This window comes from Rhodoferax sp. SPJ21, from assembly GCF_058216335.1.
Genome location: NZ_JBYZMO010000003.1, coordinates 419,663 through 444,172 on the forward strand (window position 1 = coordinate 419,663; position 24,510 = coordinate 444,172).

Genomic DNA, 24,510 nt, shown 5'->3' on the forward strand with positions numbered 1-24,510 from the left:
TCACCACACCACAGCGCCATGACGGTATCCACTCACACCCCCACTACCCCCTCTACCCCCTCTACCCATATGTACGCCGAGGCGGTCGCATCCGCCCAACAAGTCCAGCTGCAACTTGCCGCCGATGCCGACCGCTATGCCGCCCTGGGCGCAGCCCTGCGCGCCCGCCCGCCCAGTGGCACCGTGACCATTGCACGCGGCAGCTCGGACCACGCAGCCGCCTACATGGCCTACCTGATCATGGCGCGCAACGGCCAGCTGGTCACATCCCTGCCCATGTCGCTGCTGACCCTTTACAAGGCGCCGCTGGCCATAGAACACATGCTGGCCATCTCCATCTCGCAATCTGGCCGCAGCCCGGACCTTGTAGAGCCCATGCAGCTATTCCAGCGCGCGGGTGCCAGCACCGTGGCCCTGGTGAACGACGTGGCCTCGCCACTGGCCGCCGCCGTGGACTGGGCCATGCCCTTGCACGCCGGCCCCGAGCTCAGCGTGGCCGCCACCAAGAGCTTCATCTGCGCCCTGGTCGCCGGCGCCCGCCTGGCCGCCTGCTGGAGCGAACAAAACGACTTCATCGCCCACATGGCCGGCCTGCCCGACGCGCTGCACCAAGCCTGCCAGCAAGACTGGTCCGCCGCCATCGCGCCGCTGCTGAACGCCGAGCGGCTGATGGTCATAGGCCGCGGCCCCGGCCTGGCCATTGCCAATGAAGCCGCGCTGAAGTTCAAGGAAACCTGCGGCATCCAGGCCGAAGCCTTCAGTGCCGCCGAGGTCAAACACGGCCCCATGGCCCTGGTCAGCGACGCCTACCCCATGCTGGTGTTCGCCCCACGCGGCCCCGCCCAGGCCAGCCTGGTAGCCCTGGCCGCAGAAATGCGCGAGCGCGGCGCCCGCGTGCTGCTGGCAGCGCCCAAGGATGTCACCAGCCGCGACCTGACCCTGGCCACCGCCCCGCACGAAGACCTGGACCCCATCACCGCCATCCAAAGCTTCTACCTGCTGGTCGAAGCCGTAGCCCGCGCCCGCGGCCAGGACCCGGATCGGCCTAGGCATTTGTCCAAGGTCACCAGCACGCGCTGAGCTTGCAGTTGGTTTTATAAAAAATTGATATGAATTTGATAGCTGCTAGCGCAGGCGATACCTGCGCTAGCAGTTATTTTTACCTGATTAGGTACATGCCTCAGAACGCAAGCACGCCCATGCCCCCCCCCGTTCGCCCTGAGCTTGTCGAAGGGCTTGCAACCTGAGCCCTTCGACAAGCTCAGGACAGGCTCCTTCGACAAGCTCAGGGCGAACGGTTGTGGTGGTGTGTCTGAGGCAAGTAACTAATCAGGTATTTTTATTCCTATAAATTAATCACTTTTTTGTAGCAATTCGATAGCCGGAGGAGGCTCTACAAACCTCTGGCTAGGATGGGGCTTGTCTTTTTGTTCTAGCCACCCCGCGCGGCACAATCCCCGCATGGCCCGACCCCGCACCAGCCCCCCGAATCTGCCCCCCAGCGCCGACCGGCGCGACCAGGCTGTGGCCGCCTGGGTCGATGCGCTGCGGCGCCAGGCCGATGCTGCGACGCTGAAAAGCCTGCCAACCCTGGCTGACGAAGATGCGGCGCGGGTCATGGCCGTGCTGCGCGTAGATCGTCCACAGGAGGCGGAAGCAACGCTGCCGCCAGCACCGCCGACCGAAGCTGTCACCGGCCACTTCCGCCCACGCCTCACCCTGCAAACGCTGGGCCGTGGCGATGGCCTGCTGGGCCTGAAGCCGCAGGGCAAGCTAGGCCCGCGCGGCGACAGCGTGACGCTGGCGCAATTCGACTGGACGTACCACACCGACGGCGGCGCGCGCTGGCAGACACCGGCGCCAACCTCGATCCTGAACAACCGCCCTGCCGCCGTTCAAGAACTGTTCGACACCGGCGGCCCAGTCGTCAAAATGCGGCGCGACTTGGCTGCCGAGGCGGATGCGATGGACAGGGTATGGGACATGGGTTTCGTGCCGCTGGACCCGAGCTCTTTCCAGTGGCGCAGCCGCGACCACAGCCCGTTGATAGGCCCTGTGTGGACCCTGCCGCAGGAAGCATTCTTTGGCGACTTCTGGGCCGACCAGGTGCCGCAGTTGCAGGCCCTGGGCTGGTCGGTGGTGGTGAAGCCCGGCTTCGCGCATGAAAGCGTACCGGTGCAACGCTGGAAGCTGGTGGTCAGCCCAGATACGGGCGAGATCATCGGCAAGGAGCTGGACAGCCCGCTGGTCAAGCCCGGGCGCGGCGTGGAGAAGCTGCAGCTGCCGGCGCGCGAAGGTGCCTGGCTGTTGAGTCTAGGCATCGACATCGACGGAGAAACGCTGGACCTGGCGCCGATGCTGGCCGACCTGCTGCGCCGCGATAGACGCTGGCTGAACGCTGCGCAGATTGCAGGCATTGATGACCTGGCCATCGTCTCGCTGCGCGCACCTGGCGGCCGCCGCATCGACGCGCCGGCCGCGCCGCTGAAGGCCATCATCGGCGCCATGGTCGACCTGCTGACCGACCCGCTGCGCGCGCAGAACCTGGGCCTGCTGAAGCTGGGCGCCTGGGAGGCCCGGCGCCTGGATGCACTACGCGCCAGCCTGCTGGACGCGCACCGTGTCGGCGCGCACAACACTTGGCAATTGCAGGGCGATCTGGGCCTGGCGAGCCTGGCGAAACGATTGAAGGCGCTGGGCGCGCCGCAGCCAGTGGCCGCACCCGCCGGCCTGCAGGTGCAGCTGCGCGGCTACCAGTTCGAAGGCCTGGCCTGGCTGCAATATCTGCGCGCGCACAGCCTGGGCGGCATATTGGCCGACGACATGGGCCTGGGCAAAACCGCGCAGGCGCTGGCCCATGTGCTGACCGAGAAAAATGCGGGCCGGCTGGATCTGCCGGCGCTGGTGGTGCTGCCAACCTCGCTGGTCTTCAACTGGCAGGCCGAGGCGCAACGCATGGCACCGGGCTTGCGCGTGCTCACACTGCAGGGGCCGGAGCGCAGCGCGCTGTTTGCGCAGATGGCCGGCTACGACCTGGTGCTGACCACCTACCCGCTGCTGTGGCGCGATATGGATAAGCTGGCAGAGCAGCACTTCCATCTGGTGATCCTCGATGAAGCGCAGGTGGTGAAGAACGCCGGCAGCCGCAGCGCCCGCGCCCTGCGCCGTCTGCAGACACGGCACAGCCTGTGCATGACTGGCACGCCGATGGAGAACCACCTGGGCGAACTCTGGACCCAGTTCGACTGGCTGATGCCGGGGTTTCTGGGCGACGCCCGCCACTTTGCTGCGCGCTGGCGCAAGCCGATTGAAGAAAACGGCGAGACCCTGCGCGCCGCACTGCTGGCCCAGCGCGTACGCCCGTTCATCCTGCGCCGGCGCAAGCAGGATGTGGCCAGCGAACTGCCGCCGCGCACCGAGGTGATCCAGCGCGTGCAGCTGCAAGGCCAGCAGCGCGAGCTGTATGAAGGCGTGCGCGCGGCGGCCGATGTGCAGGTGCGCCGCGTGCTGCAGCGCCAAAGCTTCAATGGCGCGCAGATCAGCATCCTGGACGCGCTACTGAAGCTGCGCCAGGTGTGCTGCGACCCCCATTTGGTCAAAGGCAGCAAGCCCGCCAAGACTATGGAGCGCGCCAAGCTGGAGCTGCTGAGCGACATGCTGCCCGCGCTGGTGGCCGAAGGCCGGCGCGTGCTGGTGTTTTCGCAATTCACCGAGCTGCTGGAGCTGGTGGCCGAGCAGCTGCCTTCGCTGGAACTGCCGTTTCTCAGCCTCACCGGCAAGACGCTGCCAAAGGAGCGTGGCGCGGTGGTGCGGCGCTTCCAGGCGCAGGAAGTTCCGGTGCTGCTGCTAAGCCTGAAGGCCGGCGGCGTCGGCCTGAACCTGACTGCCGCTGACACCGTGATCCACATGGACCCGTGGTGGAACCCTGCTGTGGAGGAACAGGCGACGGCCCGCGCCCACCGCATCGGCCAGGACCAGCCGGTGTTCGTCTACAAGCTGGTGGTGGAAGGCAGCATCGAAGAGCGCATGCTGGAGCTGCAGGCGCGCAAACTGGCGCTGGCCGACAGCGTGCTGGGCCACGACACGGCCGGAGCGCTGAAGTTTGACGCCGCTGATCTGGATGCGCTGCTGGCACCGCTGGCGACCTTGGCACAGAGCCCCCCAAGCCCGCCAACCCCGGAAGAAGCTGCCCGCCGCTGGGGCCGAACGGGCAGCCGGCCCTAGACGCACACTATAAAAAATATAGCTACCAGCGCAAGCAATACAAGCGCTAGATGCTCATTGAGTACGTAGCTTGGGGGGCAGGCTTCCACGCAAGGTTCAACGGCATATCTGCCGCTGGCGTAGGCCGCGCGAACAGATAACCCTGGCCGTAGTCACAGCCGGCGGCAGCCAGAAGATCGCACTGCTCCTGCGTTTCCACGCCCTCGGCCACCACCTTCAGGCCCAGTGTATGGGCCATGACGATGATCACGTTACACAAAGCCATATCGTCCGAACCGGCAGTGAGGTTGCGCACAAAGGCCTGATCGATCTTCAGAATATCGATGTCAAATTTCTTCAGATAAGACAGCGAGGAGTAGCCGGTACCGAAGTCGTCCAGAGAAAGGCCTATGCCGGCCTGACGGAAACTGCGCAGTTGCTCGGTGACGTTGCCGCCGGCGTCCATCAGCAGGCCTTCAGTGATCTCGATCATCACCGCCTCGCCCGGCATATCGGCAGCTTGCAAATGCGCCAGCCAGGTGACCTGGTCTATGCCTTCGTTGCGAAACTGCACCGGCGATACATTCACGCTGACCTGGAACTGCGGGTCGTGCGTCTTGCGCCAGGCCGCCGCCTGTTGCACCGCCTCGCTGAAAACCCAGTTGCCTATGTCCACGATCATGCCGGTCTCTTCGGCGATAGGCACAAAGTCGGCCGGGCTGACCATGCCATCTACCGGGTGGTGCCAGCGTACCAAGGCCTCGGCCTTGTGGATATGGCCGGTACGCAGGTCCACAATGGGTTGGTAGAAAACGCTGAACTGTTGCTCGGCTATCGCCACACGCAGGTCGTTGATGAGCCGCATGCGCTTCTGCGCCGCGTCCTGCATGGACGGCGTAAACACGGTGTAGCGGTTGCGCCCCTGGCTCTTGGCGGCATACATGGCCTGGTCGGCGTTCTTCAGCAAAGCCTCTACCTGGGTTGCATCCTGCGGGTAGAAGGTCAAACCAGCACTGGTGGAGATGTGTACCTGCTGCCCGGCCAGCAAAAAGGGCTCGGCCAGGCGCTGCAGCGCACCCTGTACGATATGGTGCACATAGCCTACATCCGTCAGACCGCTGAGGATCAGGGTGAACTCGTCGCCGCCCAGGCGGGCCACCAGGTCCGTTTGCCGCACGCCCACGCGCAGGCGACGCGCCGCCTCCTGCAGCAGCATGTCGCCTACTTCGTGGCCCAGCGTGTCATTGACTTCCTTGAACAAGTCCAGGTCAAAAAACACCAGCGCCAGAGAACAGCCGTCGCGCTCGGCAGCCGCCATATCCTGCTCCAGCCGGTTTTGGAACATATGCCGGTTCGGCAGGCCGGTCAGGCGGTCAAAGTTGGCCTGGTTCCAAATCATCTCGGCAGCGCGCTTGCGCTCGGTCACATCTTCCAGTACCAACACGAACAGCTGCTCGCTGCCCACATCGATCTTGCGGCCAGAGATTTCGCAAAGGATGGCGTCTTCACGCCCTTCCACCATCGTGCTCTTGGCGCCTGCAGCCAAGTCTTCCTGGGCGCGCGCCGGCAGTATGTCACCCCGGTGCAACCAAGCCTCATAGCCCTTGATTTGACCTACACGCTCAATCACGTTCAGCACATTGGTCTGGTCCTGTGGGTTGCACCACAGCACCGCATGCCGGGCGCCGACCAGGTCGTCGCGTAGCAGACCAAACTGGCGCAGTCCCGCGTCGTTGATGTCGGCAATCAGGTAGTCGGGCTCGTTGCGGCTCACCGTCATGGCCAGCGGCGAAGCATGGAAGATGGCCTTGAACTTGGCCTCGGTAAAACGCAGAGCGTGCTCGGCACGCAGGCGGTCATACAGCTCCTGCTGCAGGTCTGCATTCTTCGCGTCACGCTCGGCAATGGCCCGGCCGAGGGACGCGCGCATCTTGTCCAGGCTGTACGCGAGGCTGCCGATCTCATCGTGTCTGTGCCAGTCTAGCGCCTGGTCCAGCTCGCCACGCGCTAGCCTAGCCGTGGCCATTTGCAGCCTATACAAGGGGCGAACCACACGGCGCTCCACCAGCAAGAACACCAGCAGAAATGAAATGCCCACCTGGGCCAGGATGAACAGGCCCAGCCGGGTGAAGTCGGCCCATAGCTGCCCCACAACGCGGGCGGTGCTGAGCTCCACCGTGACACGGCCCACACGCCGCCCATCCATCAAGATATCGCTTTGCTGGCTCAGCACCGTGCCCTGGCGCCGACCCGCAGATTCACTGGAAACAAAGACCTTGCCAAATTCGTCATCGATCCTCACGCCCACCACGTCGGCGTTGCGCATGACAGAGTCCATCAACTGCTTGGCCACCGCCTTGTCCACGTTCCAGATCGGTATGCCCAGGCCGCTGGACAGCAGCTGGGTGTACTGCAACATGGGCTCGCGTATGCGCAGGGCCAGCTCGCGCTCGTACCGGTTGTTCACAATTAGGCTACCCAGCACCAAGGCAGGCAACACAATGCCAAGCGCTACGCCCAGCGTCATGATTTGTCTTAGGGATAGCTTCGGCACGCGGTCCTTTTCCGACGGATGTCCTCCGGGAGGTAGCTGTATATGCAGGCTACTAACACCTGCTACGTCCCATCGCTGTGGGCTTTATTTCGTGCGCCATAGCTGGATGTTGGAATCGATCATTTTCTTCATCACGTTCTGGCGTGCCAGCTTGTACATGGCCTTGGCCAATGCAGCACGCAATTCACTGCTGTTGCAGGGAGACTTGTGCGAAAGCGTCAGGTAGAGGCTCTCGTTACTGATGGACGCAGCCATAGGCAGCAACCCATCGATGCCCAGCTTGGCAATGTAGGCCAAAGCCGGCGATTCCTCGTAAACCAAATAGTCCACCCGACCTAACTGCAACATCTTGAGCGCCTGCTCCAGGCTCGGTACGGTAGCTATCTTCAACGAAGTTTTGGCAAAGCGGTCGAAATCCTCGCCAAAACTATTATTGATAACGGTCACGCCGGACAGGCCCTGCAAGTCTGCCCAGCGCTGGTATTTGATCGGGGCAGACTGGCGGCCCCACACCAAAGAACGCGTCTCGCGGAACGATGGATAGACGTAGTCCATATAGTCCAGGCGGTCCACGGTAAAGAAAGCACCGGCAACCAGATCAACACGCCCCAGCTTGGCCTCCTCCTGCACTCGGGCCCAGGAGCCGGCATAACGTACCTCAATCGGGATACCGATCTCCTTGGCCACCATTTGCACCAAATCAGCATTGGCGCCCATCAAACGGTTGTTGTCAGCGGGGTCACGCCACAAATACGGGGGGTACTCGGGGTTGCCCGTAGCAACCAGCTGTTTGCATGTTTCAGCCGCCCAAGCAAACGAGGCCAACGACGCCAGAACGAGCAGCAAGAATGCCGGACGCACGCACCGAGGCCATGTCACTTTGGATGGAAAGCGGTTGAACATGAACGCCCTTTGAACCCGTAAGCTGTGAAAGAGTCTACTATCGAGGAAAGCAATTACAGAAATATGCCTAGACAAGATGGCGATACTACACGTTACAAGTATGAGCCTCTCGTGAGCCTCAAAATTTAACCGAAGCTGCGCCAATAAAGTGGGTTGCATGCCGGCCATAGGCATGCCCCCAGCCTGCGATACATGAAGGTGGGCCCCCTGGGAAATGTGCGACCAGGCTCGGTGCGCGGCGCCTACTCCACATTTTTTATAGCTCTGCTGGGCTGCCTATTTGACCCAAGCCTGGGCCATTTACGAAGTCAAACTACTCCGTCTTGCCCGGAGCGACGGGCAACAACAACACGCACAGATCCTACCTGGGCGTGGCCAATAAAAGCAGCCTGCTGCGCACCTATGAGCGCCCGCGCGGATAGCCAGGACTAGGCGTAGCTGGAGGCAACGATGGCCCCCACCATATCGGCCGTCACGGCCGAAAGAGTCAGGCCCAGGTGCCCGTGCCCTGTGTTGTAAAACACGCCAGGTCGCTTGCCCTGTCCCACGCGCGGCAGCATGTTGGGCATCATGGGGCGCAGCCCGGCCCAGGGCACCACGCTTTCGGTACGCACACCCGGAAAGCACTGCTGTACCCACTCCACCAAAGGACGGATACGGTCGGCCCGAATGTCGCGGTTATAGCCGTTGAACTCTGCCGTGCCGGCCACACGGAAGCGGTCAAGCCCCAAGCGGCTGGTGACCAATTTGGTGCCGTCGTCCAGCAGGCTCACCATCGGTGCAGATGCCTGGCTCTGGGCGTCCTGCAAATTCACCGTAATGGAATAGCCTTTAACGGGATAGATATTGACGCGGTCACCCAACTGCGCCGCCAGGTCCCGGCTGGCAGTACCGGCGCAAACCACCACACCGTCAAACACATGGGCCTGGCGCTGGTCACCATCGTTCGCCGTGACCGTCACTTGCTTGCCGTCACTGTGCACGGCGTCTATGTGCTGGCCATAACGGGTTTGTACGCCCAGGCGCTCGGCCGCCAAAGCCATGCCGGTGCTGAACTTATGGATGTCGCCCGTGGTGTCGCTTTCGGTGAAATAGCCGCCGTAGTAGTTGCCGGCCAGGGTGGGTTCAATGGCGCGCATCTCTTGCGGCGTGACAGCGCGGCGATCCAGCCCACCCTGGGCCAGCAATTTGGACACCTTGCCCGCCTGGTCGAAACCGGCTTTATCGCGATAAATATGCAGGATGCCTTCGCGCTTGTGGTCGAAGTCCAGGCCTTCTGCGTCGGCCCAGGCATTCAGATGCTCGCGCGCGGCAATCGCCAGGCGGGTGGTCTCTACCGTGTTCTTCTCGTAGTGCGGTATGGCCGCAATGAACTCGGCAAACCAGGCCAGCTTGTGCCAGCTGGGCTTGGGGTTGACCAGCAAAGGTGCGTCGCTCTTGAGCATCCACTTCAGCCCCTTCAGCACGGTAGACCAGTGGTTCCACACTTCGGCGTTCGAAACCGAAAACTGCCCGCCATTGGCAAACGATGTTTCCATGGCCGCATAGCGGTGCTTTTCGAACAAGGTGACGGCAAAACCGCGTTTTGCCAAAGCGTAGGCCGTGGTGACGCCCGTGATACCGCCGCCGATAACGGCAAAATGACCAGCAAACTTTTTCATGATGAGAGTTCCAAAACGTCAAAGTGGGGATAGCAACAAGCATGCGCAGCTATCGCCCCTCTGTTTTGGACCTGAGAGATTCACGGCCGGCATATAGCCAGGCCGCTTGCTCCTGCGGTGAACCGGATGACGAAACCCGGTTGCTCTTCAGATGTGTGTGACAGGTACCGGTCCTTTTGCCTGAAAGTTTCCGGGGCGGTTGCTCCTTCGGCGCTAAGAGCCAGCTTGTTGTGCAACAAGGGCCTCAGACTCTCCCGGTACCTGCGCTCATTATCGCACGCGTCCTCACAACACCTTGACCGCCCGGCCTATGAACTGGATGGGCCCAGTCGGCCGGTTGATCGGCGAGCCGGCTGCGGGCTCTAGCGTCAGCTCAAACAGTTGGTTGGGCTGCAGCGGCGGCAGCTTGTCCAGCGGAATCTGCAGGGTTTGGCCCGGTTTGACCAGGCCCAGAGACACCGGTCCACTCCAATTCTCGCCTTTGGTCCAGAACTGTAAGGACCTATCCTGAGGCACCGTGGCCTGCCCTAGTGGGATCAGGCTCAGCCGCTGCGGATTGCTCGCCTGGATCACCCAGCCAGGCGCCTTGTCCTGTGGCGCCACCAGCACCACCACGTACTGCGGGCTGGCCGGCTGCATGTCCTGGCGCGTCACCAGCACCGAAGCCATGATGGCCGCAGCGGCAAAACCAGCGCCGGCCAGGCCGCGCCACAGGTCCAGGCTGTTCCACCAACCGGCCTTGGCCGCAGGCACCGGCCGCCGACGTGGCGCCATGGCGTGGTCCACACTGTTTTCGATGCGTTGCCATAGCTGGGATGACGGCTCGACCGGCTCGGCCAGGGCAGTCAGGGGCAGCAGGCGCGCCTCCCAGCCCTGCACCGCAGCGCGCAAATCGGCATCGTGGGCCAGGCGCTGCTCCACCTCGCGACGGCGCACGGCCGATAAGGTGCCGAGCACGTATTCGGCGGCCAGGTCTTGCGTTTCTTGCGGCGCGCTCATGCCATGCACTCCTTCAGGCTGCCCATGCCGCGCTTGATCCAGGCCTTGACGGTGCCCAGCGGCGTGCGCGTGCGTTCGGCGATTTCGCCATGCGAGCAGCCGTCCACATAGGCATACAGAATGCAATTGCGCCGCGCCGGCTCCAGCCGGGCCAGGCAGTCGTTCAGCTTGCCCAGGCTCATATTCAGCTCGAAGGCATCGGCCACCTCGGCGTGGGCGGCGATGGAATGTTCGGCGTCCAGCGCCTCGGCGGTTTCCTCGTCGACCGACACCTCGCGGCCCTGGCTGCGCACCGCATTCAGCGCCTGGTGCCGCAACACGCTGTAGATCCAGCCGCGGCCAGCCCCCCGCTGGGGGTCGAAGCTGGCGGCCTGGGTCCAGATCTTCATGAAAGCGTCGTGCACCACGTCCTCCGCCTGCTGGCGTTGCCGCACGATGCGCAGCGCCACCCCCAGCAGATGGCGGCTCTCCTGGCGGTAAATGTCCTGCAGCGCCTGGCGGTCGCCGCTGGCGCAGGCCTGCAGGGCACGTTCGTAGTCGAATTCATCGGTAGCAGTCGTCACAGGGCGGCCATCTGCTGGGTCATGCATAGAGCCCCATGTTAGCCGCCGCGCGGGCTACCGCTGCTGCAGGGCTTAGACGGCCTTCCAGAAGATGTAGTCGGCCTGGTACTTGACGATTTCTTTGGCGCCCTTGTTGGCCGGGCTGCAAGCGCTGGCCGGTGCCACGCCGCCCTTGGTCGCCACGCGCTGGATGTGGGTTACGCCGGCCATCGCGCCCATGCCCATGGCGGGGTTGGCCTTGACCAGTTGGTAAGGGATGTTGCCGGCGCCGGCTGGTGCAACGGCCAGCTGGGTGGCCGTCAGCTTGGAGCCGTCCAGGGATTCCCAGGTGGCCGGTGGGCCGTAGTACTTGCCGACCTGTTTGCCGCTGCGGTCGTTCAGCGCGGCGTTCGGGCCTACGAACACCCACTCGGTCATGCCAGGGGCGTTCGCCTTGTCGCGGCATTCGTAGGTGATCTCACCCACGCCTACGGTTTCCATGGCTACTTTGTTGCCCATGGGCACTTTGACGGCTTCGGGCAGGCTGTCCTGGCTGAACATGGGCTGCATGGGTTTCATGGAACCGCAGGCACTCAGCACCACGGCAGCGGAAACAACAGCAAGCAAAGAGAGAGGTTTGATCGACATGGAAGTGCTCCAAAAATGAGTTAAGCGGATAAGGACAACAGGCAGCTTTTTTGGGCTGCTGTAGGTACTACCCACCAGACGCAGTTTTGGATGCACTCCAGCGCAAATATTTTTACGCCGGAACAGAAAATCCACAAAAATAGCTATCGATTCAATAGCTACCAGCGCATATTAAATAAGCGCTAGCGGCCCATTTCATTCAAGGTTTTCACCCTCATTTCGATAGCATTACCCCCACAGTGCCGGCGACGGCGGCTGGATCACGCCCCGGTCGTACTGCAGCGGCAGCGCCCGGTCCTGCTGCTGCAGCAAGGGGCCGTCCAGGTCTACATAGGTGCAGCTCTGCGCCAGCAGAAACGCCGGCGCCATCGCCAGTGAGGTACCGCACATATTGCCGACCATTAGCCCCAGGCCGAGCCGCCGGGCCTCGGCAGCCAGGGCCAGCGCCTCGGTAAGTCCACCGCATTTGTCCAGCTTGATGTTGACGAACTGGTAGCGGCCCACCAGGGCGCCCACCGAAGCCCGGTCGGTACAGGATTCGTCGGCGGCCAGCGGAATCAGCGGCTGCAGGCCGTCCAGCGCGGCGTCCTGGCCGCGGGCCAGCGGCTGCTCGACCAGCTCGACGCGGGCGGCGGCCAGTGCAGGTAGCAGCTCGCGCAACAGCGCGGGCGACCAGCCCTGGTTCGCATCGACCACCAGGCGCGCGCCTGGGTGCTCCTCGCGCACCCAGCGCACCACGTCCAGATGGCGCTGCGCATCCACCTTGAGCTTGAGCAAAGGGAAGTGGCGGGCCGCGCGGGCCTTGCGCCGCGTCGTGGCTTCGTCGCCCAAGCCGATGGTGAAGGCGGTGGTTACCGGCTGCAATGCCGGCAGGCCAGCCGCCTGCCACACCGGCACGCCGCTTTGCTTGGCGCGCAGGTCCCACAGCGCGCAGTCCAGCGCATTGCGCGCGCCGCCGGCCGGCAGCCACTCCAGCAGCTCGGCGCCGCTCAGTCCGTCGTGCAGGCGCGGCAGCAGCGCGGCGATCTGCGCGGCCATGCTGGCCGGGGTCTCGCCGTCGTAATCGACCCCGGCGGCTTCTGCCTGGCCGCTATGGCCGGCGGCATCGGTCAGGGTCAGCAGCAGCACCGCCTGGTCGGTGATGACTTCGCGGGCGATCTCGAAGGGCTCGTGCAAAGCCCAGCTCTCGATGCGGGTCTGGCCGCGGATCATGCTTGCAGCAAGGCTTTGGCAATCGCGTCCACGCCGCCGCGCATCGGGTCGACCACCGGCAACCGCAATGCACTGCGCAATCGGCTGGCGTAGGCATCCCACTCGGCATCCGACAGGCTGGACGAGTTGATGCTGATGCCGACGCAGCGCACCGCCGGGTTGGTCAGGCGGCCGGCTTCGACATAGCGGTCGATAGCGACCTGCAAGTCGGGAATCGGGAAGCCCGGATAGCCCTCTATGGTTTGGCGCGCCGGGTCGTGGCACAGCACCAGCGCATCGGGCTGCGAGCCATGCAGCAGGCCCAGGGTCACGCCCGCGTAGGCGGGGTGGAACAAGGCGCCCTGCCCTTCGATCACGTCCCAGTGGCCGGGCCCGTTATCGGGCGACAGCTGCTCGGCCGCGCCGGCCACGAAGTCGGAGATCACCGCGTCGATGGCCACGCCCTCGCCGGCGATCATCACCCCGGTCTGGCCGGTAGCGCGGAAGGTGGCAGCCGCGCCCTGCTTTTGCAGCGCCTGGGCCAGGGCCAGGGCGGTGTATTTCTTGCCCAGTGCGCAGTCGGTGCCGACGGTCAGCACGCGTTGGCCGCTGCGCTTGCGGCCGGTGCCGGCGGGGAATGTCTGGTCGGAATGCCGCACATCGATGAGCCGCGCGCCGCTGCGCTGCGCCGCCTGCACCAGGCGCGGGAACGCGCTGAGCCGCGAATGCTGGCCGCTGACGATGTCCAGGCCCGCGTCCAGCGCGGCCTCCAGCTCGGCCAGCCAGTGTTCGGGCAGCATACCGCCGACGGCGGCCACACCGACCACCAGCGAACCCGCGCCCTGCTGCGCGGCCTGTTGCGGCGACAAACGGGTCAGGCCCAGGCTGACCGTAGCGGCCGGCAGGCTCCATTCGCCGAGCACGGCATCGGCACACCAGTCGCGCAGGCCATAGGCGGTTTTGGCGTCGGACTTCAGCGTGACATCGCCCAGAAACAACAGATAAGGTTTACGTAGTTGGTGCATTTTTCTCAAGGGTTCAAACGGCCTGTCATCGCACAGCCGGTCGCGCGCCAAAGGCTTTGGCGAGGGCAAGCGTAAGCGCTATCCAGACCCACAACATGACCTTCCGCACCCGGCTACACCCAGCGGGATAGGCCGCCATTCGCCCGTACTGTGCGCCGCCAAACCGCTCTATCCCTCTGGGGGTAGAGCCCGTTTTCAGCGGGCCGAATCACCGTATTCTTGCGCCGCGCTTCCACCGCAACCACCGCTTATCCCGCGCCGATCCGGCGCCCCAACCTGCAGGAACCACCGATGAAACTCCACTACCTACTCGCCATGGCCGGCCTGGTGCTTGGCCTCTCCGTCCAGGCGACCGAGCAGAAAGACCTGCGCATCGGCACCGATGCCACCTACGAGCCGTTTGAGTACAAAGCCCCCGACGGCAAGCTGGTGGGCTTTGAGATCGATCTCGGCCAGGCGATCTGCGCCGAGATGAAGCGCCGCTGTGTGTTTGTCGAGTCGCCCTGGGACGCCATCGTGCCCTCGCTGCTGGCGCGCAAGTTCGACATGGTCATGTCGGGCATGACAGTGACCGACGAGCGCCGCAAGACTGTTACCTTCAGCGACAAGATCACCGACATCCCCTACCGCGTGATCGTCAAGCACGGCAGCGGCCTGGACGGCTCGCCAGCCGCGCTGAAGGGCAAAAAGGTCGGCGTACTGAAAGGCTCGACCGAGGCCGACTACGCCGAAAAATACTACGCCAAGGCGGGCGCCACCATCCAGCGCTACGAGTCCACCCAGGACTCGTACCTGGACATCGCCTCGGGCCGGCTGGACGCCATCATCGGCAACCTGGTGGAGATGAAAATGGGCTTTCTGGCCAAGCCCGAGGGCAAGCCCTTCGAGTTCGCCAGCTACGAGCTGAAAGACACTGCGGTGCTGGGCTACGGCACGGGTGTGGCCATGCGCAAGACCGACGCCAAGCTGAAGGCCGACTTCAATACCGCACTGAAGGCCGTGCACGCCAATGGCAGCTACAAGAAGATCGCCGACAAGTACTTCGACTTCGACGTCTACGGCAAGTAACCGTTCAGCATTGTGCCGGCCCGGCCTCCAGCAGCGTCTTGTGCCTACTGGAGGCCGGTGCGCTTTGGTAGACCGCCAGCGGGTCCAGCGCCGCATCCGGTTCGGCAAACGGGATGCAGTGTATGAACAGCGAGAACAGCTCGGCTTGCGAGCCGATGTCCAGCTTGCGGTGGATGTTCTTGCGGTGGATCTTGATCGTTCCCTCGGTGGTCTTCAGGCGCTCGGCCGTCAGCGCCGACGAGTAGCCGCTGATCATGTAGAACAACACCTGGCGCTCGCGCTGGGTCAGCAGCGAGCTGGCGAAGTTCTCCACGGTGCTCTGCACCTTGCGGTGGGTCAGCTTGTCGCTGTCACGCTCGGCGGCAGCGGCCGTCAGCGCGTAATGCCTGGCGGTAGCCGACAGGATGATGGGCGCCAGCGTTCGAATGGCCAGCAGGTCGGTGGCCTGGAACTTCGCGTGGCGGATGCTGCGCTCAATGAAGATGTTCAGCGCCGTGTCCTCGTTGATGCGCCACAGCAGGTCTACCGAGTCTGACAGGCCGATCTGCGAATAGAACACCCGGTAGTACTCGCTGTCGTAGAAATCGTCGGGCGCAATATCGCGCAGCCAGTACACGCCGCTAGGGCAGCCCTGCAGGAACAGCTGGTAGTTCGGGTCCAGCACATAGGGGCCGGACAGGAAAGCGTCTTCAGGCAGGCTGCGCTCCTGCGGGTTGAAGCGGTGCAGGATGCGGCGCGGCTGCTGGTGCCGGTGGAACACCATGGCACCGCCCGAATCCACGCCGCAGACCGTGCCCAGCAGGTTCAGCACCGTGTCAAACCAGTCCGGGCTGCCGATGGCCTCGACCATCTGGGCCAGCGCGCCGGCCAGCGCTGCGTCCAGCGGTAAACAGAGTCGGGTGGAGGTGTAAGAGTCGTCCATCCCGCGGGAGTTGTATTGCATGTTTGATGGACCCCATAAAGCCAATGGATTTTCGACCAGGATTAGGCGCAAAACACCTCCCGGGAGTGAAGACGCGGTTGTATGTTCCATATGGCGTTCAAAGCCATACTGGCGAGGCGGTGCGCAGGGCGCGCCTACCCAAGGAATCTGCCCGCCATAGCTCCCGAAAGCTATCTTATTTATAGCGGACTGATTTTACGGAATGGGCGCCACAGCCCTATTCCTTATATATCCCAGTGCCCGTCCGCCGCGCGTGCAACCGACCAATAGCTCTCGAAATCCGCCGCAGCGACCGGACGCGAAAACAGGTAGCCCTGGGCATAGTCGCATCCTGCAGAGCTCAACAGATCCCGCTGCTGCACGGTTTCCACCCCCTCGGCCACCACCTGCATGCCGAGCTCGTGGGCCATCACGATCATGGCTTTGCACAGCGCCAGTTCGGTGGACGCGGCGCACAAGTTGCGCACAAACGACTGGTCGATCTTGATGACGTCAATGTCAAACTTCTGCAAATACGACAGCGACGAATAGCCCGTGCCAAAGTCGTCCAGCGACACCTGTATGCCCGCCTCGCCCAGCTCCAGCAGGTGCCCGGTGACGCGGGGGTTGGCATCCAGCAGCAGGCCTTCGGTGATTTCCACCACGACGCTCGAACCGGGCAACCCCAGCGCGCGCAGTTGCTGGGCCCAGGCCTGTTTGCCGCTGCCGTCGTGGTGAAACTGCGCAGGGGACTTGTTCACACTGATCTGGAAGTCGGGGTGCAGGCTGCTGCGCCAGGCCTTCACCTGCAAGGCCGCCTGCTGGAACACCCATTCGCCGATGTCCACGATCAAACCGCTGGACTCGGCAATCGGTATGAATTCCGCTGGGCTCACCAGTCCGCGCAGCGGGTGCTGCCAGCGTATCAACGCCTCGGCCTTGTGCACCGCACCGGTGGCCAGCTCCACAATCGGCTGGTAAACCAGGCGGAACTGCTGCTCCAGCAGGCCGGCGCGCAGGTCGTGGGCCAGGCGCACCCGGGTTTGCGCCGCCTCCTGCAAGGCCGGGGTAAAAAAGCTGAAACGGTTGCGCCCTGCCCCCTTGGCCACATACAGCGCCTGGTCGGCGTTCTTCAGCAGGTCGTCAATATCGCACGCATCGGCCGGATACAGCGTGATGCCGATGCTGGCCGACACAAATACCTGCTCGTTGCCTAGCTGAAATACCTGTTCCACCGCCCGCAGAATCTTTTGCAGCGTGGGCTCCAGCCGGGGTGCGTCGCTGACCTCGGTCAAGATCACGGTGAACTCGTCGCCGCCCATACGGGCCACCGTATCGGCTTCACGCACGCAGTCCTGGATGCGCTGCGCCGCCTGCACCAGCAGCAGGTCGCCATTGCCGTGGCCCAGGGTGTCGTTGACCTCTTTGAAGTGGTCCAGATCAATGAACAGGATGGCCAGTTGCTGGGCGTCGCGCTTGCAACGCTTGATCTCCTGCTCCAGCCGGTCGCGCAGCATGCGCCGGTTGGGCAGACCGGTGAGCGTGTCAAAAAATGCCTGCTGGCGCACCAGGGCCTCGGCAGATTTGCGGTCGGTGATGTCGGTGTGGGTGCCGATCATGCGCAGCGGCTGGCCATCGGTATCGCGGTTGATCAGCATGCCCCGGCTCAGCACCCATTTCCAGCTGCCATCCTTGCACCGTATGCGGTGCTCGTTGTGGTAGATCGCGGTGCGCCCCTCAAAGTGGGCATCCCGGTCCAGCGCCATCTGCGCCACATCGTCCGGATGGGTGCGGCTGTCCAGCTCCGCTGCCATATTGGGGATCTCGCCTTCCTGAAAACCATACATCTCCAACAGCCGTTTGGAGAAATGCTCAACCCCGCTCTGGACGTCCCAGTCCCACACGCCGTCTCCGGTGCTTTCCAAAGCCAGCTTCCAGCGGTTCTCGGTGTCTTGCAGGGCCAGCTGGGCCTGCTTGCGCTCTGTAATGTTCTGTAGCACCGAGGTGCGCGACACCAGCCGGCCGTCCTTCCAGACCGAAGTTCCCACCGCTTGCACCCAGATGCGCTCTCCCCGGAAGGTGGTGGCCTCCAGTTCGTAGTCGTGCGCGGCTGGCTGGTGCTGCACATCGCCATAGGAAGCCCGTATCCTGGCGATGGAGGCCGGCGTAAACACGCGCTCTATCGCCTCCTGCGGCGTGCTGGGCGTGTACTCCTCCGGCGTGGTCTGCAAAATGCGGTAGACACCCTCGGTCCAGAAGACGCGGTTGCTCGGTATGTCCACCTCCCAGCCCCCCACTTGCGCCAACGACTGCATGGCCGTCAACAGCTGGTCCAGGCGCTTGCGCGCAGTCTGGGCCTGCACATAGTCCGACACGTCGGCAAAGGTGCGCACCATGCCGCCTTCGGGCAACTGCTGGCTTTTGACCTCCAGGGTACGCCCGCTTTGCGTCACGCGAAGATAGTGCGCCGGTAAGTCCGACTTGCCGCCGCTCAGCACATAGCTGCGCGCATGGCTTTCTACCCAGCCGCCGTTGGGGCCGAAGTCGCCGCGCACCGTTTGAAGGTGGTTGATCTGTTCCAGCGTCGGGCGGGTGGCCAGAAAGCTCTCCGGCAGCTCCAGAAGCTCGCACACCCGGGGGTTGAACGAGATCAGGCGCATATCCGCGTCAAACACAAACAGCCCCTGGCTGATACTGGCCATGGTGGTCTGCAGCAGCCGGGTCTGCTCCAGCAGCCGGGCATTCAGACCCAGCAGTTGCGCTTCGGACTGCTTATGGGCGCTGATATCGGAATGGGTGCCAATCATGCGCTGTGGCTTGCCCTGCGCATCTCGGCTGACGATCAGGCCATGCGAAAGTATCCAGACCCAGTGCCCATCCTTGTGGCGCATGCGTAGCTGCATGATGTAGTCGGGTACCGTGCCGTCCAGATAGGCCTGGACTGCCTTTTGTACCAGCGGCAAGTCGTCGGGATGCACCATGCGCACAAAGCTGGCGTAGCCGCCTTCCAGCTCACCTCCGCCATAGCCCAGAATCGCCTCCCAGCGCTGCGAATGGGTTTGGGTGTCGCTCGCCAGATCCCAATCCCAGACCCCGACGCCCGAGGCCTCCAAGGCCACCTTCCAGGGGTTGTCTTCGGTATCTTGATCGGGCGCACGGGTCCAATTGGGCAGCATCGCGGAGCGGGCGGTGAGGAATGGAGCAGTCAAGTTAAATGGACCGGATACAAGCTGGGCTCGGGATGAGGAAAGTTCTAAGAACGTGTTCAAAGTCTTTGATGGCGTAGATTACTTTAGCGCGCAGCAGATAGCCACCACTGGCAAGCCTTCTATTTAGCCATCATATTCATAGCAACAAACCCTTTCGGGTTCTACGTCAGCAGCACTTTTATTCGGAATTCTGAGGTTTATTTTTCTCGAATACGCGGGCGCAAACCCTATGCCCGCCGCCCACCCTGACGCGCCACCCGCACCACAGCAGCCCATCGCCCACACAGCCAACACGGAAAACATTCAGTTTTTACAGAATTAATACTTCTTATTAATCTGCTTTTTCAGAAGCATTTGGCACCCTAGTATGCAAAGCACATCAACTTGATACCCCAGGAGCACAACCCATGAAAAAGATACTCTCCCTAATGGCCGTGGTCATGGCCCTAGGCCTGTCCACCATTGCCGTGGACGCGGAAGCCGCCAAGCGCATGGGCGCGGGAAAATCCCTGGGCATGCAGCGCCAGGCCACACCCGCTAAATCACCCACCGCCACGCCGGCACAAACGCCCGCTGCAACCTCGGCAGCAGCGGCTGCCCCCGGCGCGGCTGCGGCTGCAGCACCCAAGCGCTCCTGGATGGGCCCGCTGGCAGGTCTGGCCGCAGGTCTGGGCCTGGCCGCACTGGCATCGCACCTGAGCTTTGGTAGCGAACTCGCATCCATGCTGATGTTCGGCCTGCTGGCCGCCGCCATCATGGTGGCCGTGGGCTTCTTCATGCGCAAACGTGCGGCTGCACGCCAGCAACCGTCGGCAGCCGGCATTGGCGGCATGCAATACGCCACGGCAGGCGCTCCGGCAGACCTGAGCCCCGCAGCTCCGGCCTACAAGATGTCCATGCCCGGCGGCTCCAGCATTGGCTCCGGCATTGGTGCCAACCTGGCCGCCAAGCCCAGCATTCCGGCAGACTTTGACGTGGTCGGCTTTGTGCGCAACGCCAAGGTCAACTTCATCCGCCTGCAGGCCGCCAACGACGTCGGCAATCTGGAAGACATCCGCCAGTTCACCACGCCGGAAATGTTTGCCGAGTTGAAGATGGACCTGTCCGAACGTGGCGCCGCCAAGCAGCAGACCGATGTGCTGAATGTCGATGGTGACGTGCTGGAAGTTGCCGAAGAAAACGGCCAGTACGTAGTCAGCGTGCGCTTCACCGGCCAGATCCGCGAAGACAGCGGCGCGCCCGAAGCCTTTAACGAAATCTGGCACCTGACCAAGCCCCTGCAAGGCTCTGGCGGCTGGATTCTGTCCGGCATCCAGCAAAGCTAAGCGCTCTGCGCTGCATGTAAAAGCCCCGGTGTGCGAGCACCGGGGCTTTTTGCTTTGTGGCGGCCCATGCAAATGCAAAAGAAATCAGCCTCCCGCGCTTGATTTACCTACGCCAACAGCTATCAAAATAGAAGCAAACACCTGGAAGCCACGGCAGCGGGTGCGCAGCCAAATTTTTGCAAAAATGGCGCTATGACCGCCTCCACCCACTCCCCCCGCGCTCCCCACTATTGGCTGATGAAGTCCGAACCCGAAGAATGCTCCATCGACGACGCCCTGGCAGCCCCCAGCGCCACCGTGCCCTGGACCGGCGTGCGCAACTACCAGGCCCGCAACTTCATGCGCGACGGCATGCAGGTCGGTGACGGCGTGCTGTTCTACCACTCCAGTTGTGCCGAGCCCGGCATCGCCGGCATCGCCCGCGTCGCCTCCGGCACGCGCGTGGACCCGACCCAGTTCAACCCGGCCTCGCCCTACTTCGATGCCAAATCGGCAGCCGACAAACCCCGCTGGCTACTGCTAGATGTGCAGGCCCTGCGCAAGACGCGGGTGCTGGGTTTGACCGAATTGCGCGAGCAGCCAGGCTTGGCAGACATGCGGGTGCTACAGCGGGGAAACCGCCTGTCGATCACGCCGGTGGAGCCTGGCGAGTGGGCGCTGATCACACAGCAGCTGCTTGCCTAGCTATTGCCAACTGCTCTGTCGGGCGCCCGGTACACCAGCACCTTCAAAGCCCGGTCCTCAGACACGTCGGCAAACACCACCGGGTTCGCCACACGCTCCACAAAGCCCAGCTCGGGCGCCAGTTCCGCCATCTGGTCCTGCAGAAATGCGACGCCCAGCTCGGGCGCATTCAGGCACAAGAGCGCGTGGCCGCCGGGCATCAGCAGGTCGGGCAGGCGGCGCATCAGGCGGGCGTAGTCCTTGGTGGCAACGAAGCTGCCTTTTTGGTAGCTGGGCGGGTCCACGATGATCAGGTCGTAGGCCCCGCCACGGTTGATCTTGCCCCAGGTGGTGAAGATGTCGTGCGGCAGAAAACTGGCGCCGGTGCTCAGGCCGTTGAGCTGGTGGTTTTGCTGACCGATGGCAATGGCGCCGTGGCCCATGTCCACATTGAGCACGTGTTTGGCGCCTGCCTGCAGCGCCACCACCGAGAAGGCGCAGGTATAGGCAAACAGGTTCAGCACGCGGAAGTTGGCGCGACCGGCAATGTGCTCACGCACCCAGCGCCGGCCTTCGGCCATGTCGAGGAACAGGCCGTGGTTCTGGCCCTTGAGCACATGCACGCGGTAGCGCGCGCCGGCCTCGATCACCACATGCGGGTCAGGCACCTCGCCGGCCATCAGACGGGTTTCTGTGCGCCCGTCAAACCGGCATTGGTAGACCCAGTTCAAGGGCTGGCCCGGTGCCAGCTGCTGCCAACGGGCCTGCAGCGCGGCGCCGATAACGGCCAGCTCGTCGTCACTGGCGGGCTGGAAGCTGGTCAACAGCAAGACCGGCGGAAAGGCGTCCAGCGCCCAGTGTTCGCAGCCAGGGTACAGGCCACCCCGGCCGTGGAAGATGCGCTGGGCGTCGGTGGGCAGGGCCATCGTGGCGATGGTGTCGAGCAAGGCGTGCATGGCGTGGCGTCTGGAAAATCAAACGCCGATGGTAAGAGAAAAAGTGCTCTGGCGCAGATAGAACCTGCGCAAGCAGCTACTTTTTTGGTAGCACACTGATCGGTTGACTCAGGATGCTTGGAGTTGCGCCAGCAAGCTGTCCAGGCTGCCATACAAGGCATTGCCACGCACCAGGTGCCGGCCTTGGGCATTCACCAGCACCAGGTTGGGCACGCCCTGGGCGCCCAGTTGCTGCATATCGCGCTGGGCATCGGCCATGCGGTCCTGGGTGGCGGCGGCCAATGCCGCATCGGCCTGCAACAGCTGCTCGGCGGCCACATCCAGCTGCAAGCCGCGCAATAGCCCGGCCAAGACCGTCTGGTCCGTGGTGTCCAGGCCGTCCACGTAGCGGGCCTCCTGGATCACCCGCAGCGCGTCGAACTCGCGCTCTGGCACGGTGCGCTGCACGGCGGTCAAGGCCAGGGTGGCGGGGCCGGAATCGAAACGCTGGCCGTGCTTGCCCAGCACCTGGCTGCGGTAGCGCGGGGTGAAACGCTGGCCCGTCAGCCTTTCTATGCGTTCGTCATTGCTCCAGGCGTAGGCGGCAAAGTCGGCGTCCATGGCGCGGCTGCCGGCCCCGGCGAACAAGCCCGTGGGGGCGATCTCCAGCTGCACACCCGGCACGTTACGCAGCTTTTGCAGAGCGGGGGCGGCGCCGTAGCACCAGCCGCACAAGGGGTCCATCAGGTAACGGACCACGTAGCTGGCGCTTACCATTTCATTTCGCCCTTGTTCACCTTCGCGCTGATGTCCAGCACCATGGCGCCGCCTGCGGCAGGGAAGGCCTTGTTCATGGCGTCTACCAGCTCAGCGCTGTTCTTGCTGCTGGCCAGGTTCTTCTCGAAGGTTTGCAAATAGGTCTTGGTGAAACCGATGCTGCTGGCATCGATGGTCGTGCCAGCCTGCATATGGCCGGGCACAACGATGGCTGGCTGCAGCGCGGCCATCTCGTCCAGCTGGGCCACCCAGGCGCCGCGCTCGGCCACGGTTTGGGTGTCTGCCGTCCACACATGCATGTTGCCGAACACAGCGATATTGCCCACTACCGCCTTGATGGACGGAATCCACGCATACGGACGGTGCGCCAGCACGCCCGTGGTGCCACGGATTTCCACCTTCTCGCCGTCCACCGTCAAGCTGTTGCCATCGATGGCATGGGGCAGCACAGGGGTGCGTGGGGCGTTGGCGCCCATCTTGGGGCCCCAGAAGGCCACCTTGCCGGCATGCTTGGCGCTGAGCTTGGCCAGCACAGCCGGCGTGGTGGCAACATCAGCCTGGGGGAACACTTCCTTCAGCGCTTCCACGCCAAAGTAGTAGTCGGGGTCGGCCTGGCTGACGTAGATGGTCTTCAGCTGCTTGCCGCTGTCCAGCACATTGGCGGCGATGCGCAGCGCGTCGGCGCGGGTAAAGCCGGCGTCGATCACCATGGCTTCCTTCTCGCCGTAGACCAGGGTGGAGTTGACGTTGAAGCTATTGCCATCGGCGTTGTACACGCGCAGTTGCAATGGCTGGGCAGCGGAAGCGGCGCCGGTAACTACGGCGATGGTGGCGGCGACGGTTGCAGCAATGAGTGAGGTGCGGAGCATGGTGGCTTCCTGGGTAGGTGTTGCGATGGATGGCAGTTTAGTTTCACCATTCAAACCAATAAACCCCATAAACCACGCATTACTGTTGCACAAATCGAACCAATATGGACCGCATTACCGCCATGCGTGTGTTTGCCGAAGTTGCCACCAGCGGCAGCTTCAGCGCCACCGCCGACAAGCTCGACATGTCCCGCGCCATGGTGACGCGCTACGTCACCGAGATGGAGAACTGGCTGCAGGCGCGGCTGCTGCAGCGCACCACACGCCGCGTAACGCTGACCGACGCTGGCGAGCAGGCCCTGCGCCGCAGCCAGCAAATGCTGGAGCTGGCCAGCGCGGTCGAAGAGGAAACCGCCAGCGGCAGCGACACCCTGCGCGGGCAGCTGCGGCTGACCGCCAGCATGTCCTTCGGCCACGCCCACCTGGCGGCTGCCATCGCCGAGTTCCTGGCCGCGCACCCCCTGCTCTCGGTGGACCTGCAGGTGGGCGACAGCACCGTCAACCTGGTGGAGGCGCGCATCGACCTGGCCATACGCATCAGCAGCGAGCCCGACCCCATGCTGATAGCCCGCCCGCTGGTGGCCTGCGAATCGGTGCTGGTGGCGTCGCCACAGTACGTCCAGGCCCATGGCGTGCCGCAGCACCCCGGTGAGCTGGCGCAACATCGCTGCCTGAGCCATGCCACCGTGGGCAAAAGCCTGTGGAAGCTGTCGCGCAACGGCGAGGTGGTGGAGGTGCGCGTACGCAGCCCGTTCAGCGCCAACGAGGCCACCGTGTTGCTACAGGCCGCGCTGGTGGGCGCGGGCATTGCGCTGCAACCCAGCTACCTGGCCAACAGCTACCTGCGTAGCGGTGCGCTGGTGCAGATGCTGCCCGACTGGCAAGTGCCAGCCATGACGGTGTACGCCCTGTACCCCTCGCGCCGCCATCTGTCGCCCGCCGTGCGGGCCCTGGTGGACCACCTGGTGGCGCACTTCCAGGTGGCGCCGTGGGGACTCTCCACCGCAGACAGTTGA

Annotated in this window: 19 protein-coding genes and 1 riboswitch; of the genes, 6 read left to right on the plus strand and 13 right to left on the minus strand. The window is 63.6% G+C overall.

Annotated elements, in window-relative coordinates:
• Positions 1-18: 18 nt before the first annotated feature.
• Positions 19-1,080 (plus strand): SIS domain-containing protein, encoded by a 1,062-nt coding sequence (locus AC4BBN_RS17255; protein WP_490593228.1) that lies wholly within the window; start codon positions 19-21, stop codon positions 1,078-1,080.
• A 381-nt stretch (positions 1,081-1,461) separates the two neighbouring features.
• On the plus strand, positions 1,462-4,224 hold the full coding sequence (locus tag AC4BBN_RS17260) for a DEAD/DEAH box helicase (protein ID WP_490593229.1): 2,763 nt from the start codon (positions 1,462-1,464) through the stop codon (positions 4,222-4,224).
• 46 nt (positions 4,225-4,270) lie between these two features.
• On the opposite strand, the gene AC4BBN_RS17265 is transcribed toward AC4BBN_RS17260, so the two are convergent.
• The 8 genes from AC4BBN_RS17265 to AC4BBN_RS17300 form a co-directional block, all read right to left on the minus strand.
• Positions 4,271-6,730: a putative bifunctional diguanylate cyclase/phosphodiesterase gene (locus AC4BBN_RS17265; RefSeq protein ID WP_490593230.1), complete on the minus strand. Its 2,460-nt coding sequence runs from the start codon at positions 6,728-6,730 to the stop codon at positions 4,271-4,273.
• 111 nt (positions 6,731-6,841) lie between these two features.
• A complete protein-coding gene (locus AC4BBN_RS17270; protein ID WP_490593231.1) occupies positions 6,842-7,660 on the minus strand; it encodes a substrate-binding periplasmic protein in 819 nt (272 codons plus the stop codon).
• A 428-nt stretch (positions 7,661-8,088) separates the two neighbouring features.
• Complete coding sequence (locus tag AC4BBN_RS17275) at positions 8,089-9,321, minus strand: D-amino acid dehydrogenase (RefSeq protein ID WP_490593232.1); 1,233 nt, start codon at positions 9,319-9,321, stop codon at positions 8,089-8,091.
• Positions 9,322-9,479: 158 nt separating this feature from the next.
• A riboswitch (glycine riboswitch) is annotated at positions 9,480-9,588 on the minus strand.
• Between the two features lie 18 nt (positions 9,589-9,606).
• On the minus strand, positions 9,607-10,320 hold the full coding sequence (locus AC4BBN_RS17280; protein WP_490593233.1) for an anti-sigma factor: 714 nt from the start codon (positions 10,318-10,320) through the stop codon (positions 9,607-9,609).
• Positions 10,317-10,910, minus strand: a complete 594-nt coding sequence (locus AC4BBN_RS17285; RefSeq protein WP_490593234.1) for a sigma-70 family RNA polymerase sigma factor — start codon at positions 10,908-10,910, stop codon at positions 10,317-10,319. The genes AC4BBN_RS17280 and AC4BBN_RS17285 overlap by 4 nt, the downstream gene beginning before the upstream one ends.
• A gap of 45 nt (positions 10,911-10,955) precedes the next feature.
• Complete coding sequence (locus AC4BBN_RS17290; protein ID WP_490593235.1) at positions 10,956-11,510, minus strand: DUF3455 domain-containing protein; 555 nt, start codon at positions 11,508-11,510, stop codon at positions 10,956-10,958.
• A gap of 228 nt (positions 11,511-11,738) precedes the next feature.
• Positions 11,739-12,722, minus strand: coding sequence for an N-acetyl-D-Glu racemase DgcA (gene dgcA, locus AC4BBN_RS17295; protein ID WP_490593236.1), 984 nt, complete (start codon positions 12,720-12,722; stop codon positions 11,739-11,741).
• Entirely contained in the window at positions 12,719-13,726 is a 1,008-nt protein-coding gene (locus AC4BBN_RS17300) for an N-acetyltransferase DgcN family protein (protein ID WP_490593237.1), read from the minus strand. The genes dgcA and AC4BBN_RS17300 overlap by 4 nt, the downstream gene beginning before the upstream one ends.
• Positions 13,727-14,017: 291 nt before the next feature.
• Here AC4BBN_RS17300 and AC4BBN_RS17305 point away from each other — a divergent pair, with 291 nt between their 5' ends.
• Positions 14,018-14,794, plus strand: a complete 777-nt coding sequence (locus AC4BBN_RS17305) for a transporter substrate-binding domain-containing protein (RefSeq protein WP_490593238.1) — start codon at positions 14,018-14,020, stop codon at positions 14,792-14,794.
• 4 nt (positions 14,795-14,798) lie between these two features.
• Here the strand turns inward: AC4BBN_RS17305 and AC4BBN_RS17310 are convergent, their stop codons facing one another.
• Together AC4BBN_RS17310 and AC4BBN_RS17315 are read right to left on the minus strand one after the other, a co-directional pair.
• Positions 14,799-15,737 carry a helix-turn-helix domain-containing protein gene (locus AC4BBN_RS17310; RefSeq protein WP_490593239.1) on the minus strand — a complete coding sequence of 313 codons (939 nt, stop codon included), beginning with the start codon at positions 15,735-15,737 and terminating at the stop codon, positions 14,799-14,801.
• Positions 15,738-15,961: 224 nt separating this feature from the next.
• Positions 15,962-18,892: an EAL domain-containing protein gene (locus AC4BBN_RS17315; RefSeq protein WP_490593240.1), complete on the minus strand. Its 2,931-nt coding sequence runs from the start codon at positions 18,890-18,892 to the stop codon at positions 15,962-15,964.
• A gap of 440 nt (positions 18,893-19,332) precedes the next feature.
• On the opposite strand from AC4BBN_RS17315, the gene AC4BBN_RS17320 reads away from it, so the two are divergent.
• A complete protein-coding gene (locus AC4BBN_RS17320) occupies positions 19,333-20,250 on the plus strand; it encodes a Tim44 domain-containing protein (protein WP_490593241.1) in 918 nt (305 codons plus the stop codon).
• A gap of 192 nt (positions 20,251-20,442) precedes the next feature.
• Positions 20,443-20,934 carry an EVE domain-containing protein gene (locus AC4BBN_RS17325; RefSeq protein ID WP_490593242.1) on the plus strand — a complete coding sequence of 164 codons (492 nt, stop codon included), beginning with the start codon at positions 20,443-20,445 and terminating at the stop codon, positions 20,932-20,934.
• On the opposite strand, the gene AC4BBN_RS17330 is transcribed toward AC4BBN_RS17325, so the two are convergent.
• The 3 genes from AC4BBN_RS17330 to AC4BBN_RS17340 all read right to left on the minus strand — a co-directional run bounded on the left by AC4BBN_RS17330 (position 20,931) and on the right by AC4BBN_RS17340 (position 23,494).
• Positions 20,931-21,869, minus strand: coding sequence for a class I SAM-dependent methyltransferase (locus AC4BBN_RS17330; RefSeq protein ID WP_490593243.1), 939 nt, complete (start codon positions 21,867-21,869; stop codon positions 20,931-20,933). The genes AC4BBN_RS17325 and AC4BBN_RS17330 overlap by 4 nt on opposite strands.
• Positions 21,870-21,977: 108 nt before the next feature.
• The gene (locus tag AC4BBN_RS17335) at positions 21,978-22,625 is read right to left on the minus strand and encodes a DsbA family protein (protein WP_490593244.1); all 648 of its coding nucleotides are present in this window, start codon (positions 22,623-22,625) and stop codon (positions 21,978-21,980) included.
• The gene (locus AC4BBN_RS17340) at positions 22,619-23,494 is read right to left on the minus strand and encodes an MBL fold metallo-hydrolase (RefSeq protein WP_490593245.1); all 876 of its coding nucleotides are present in this window, start codon (positions 23,492-23,494) and stop codon (positions 22,619-22,621) included. Before AC4BBN_RS17340 ends, AC4BBN_RS17335 begins: the two co-directional genes overlap by 7 nt.
• A gap of 104 nt (positions 23,495-23,598) precedes the next feature.
• Between AC4BBN_RS17340 and AC4BBN_RS17345 the strand changes: the two genes are divergently transcribed.
• Complete coding sequence (locus AC4BBN_RS17345) at positions 23,599-24,510, plus strand: LysR family transcriptional regulator (protein ID WP_490593246.1); 912 nt, start codon at positions 23,599-23,601, stop codon at positions 24,508-24,510.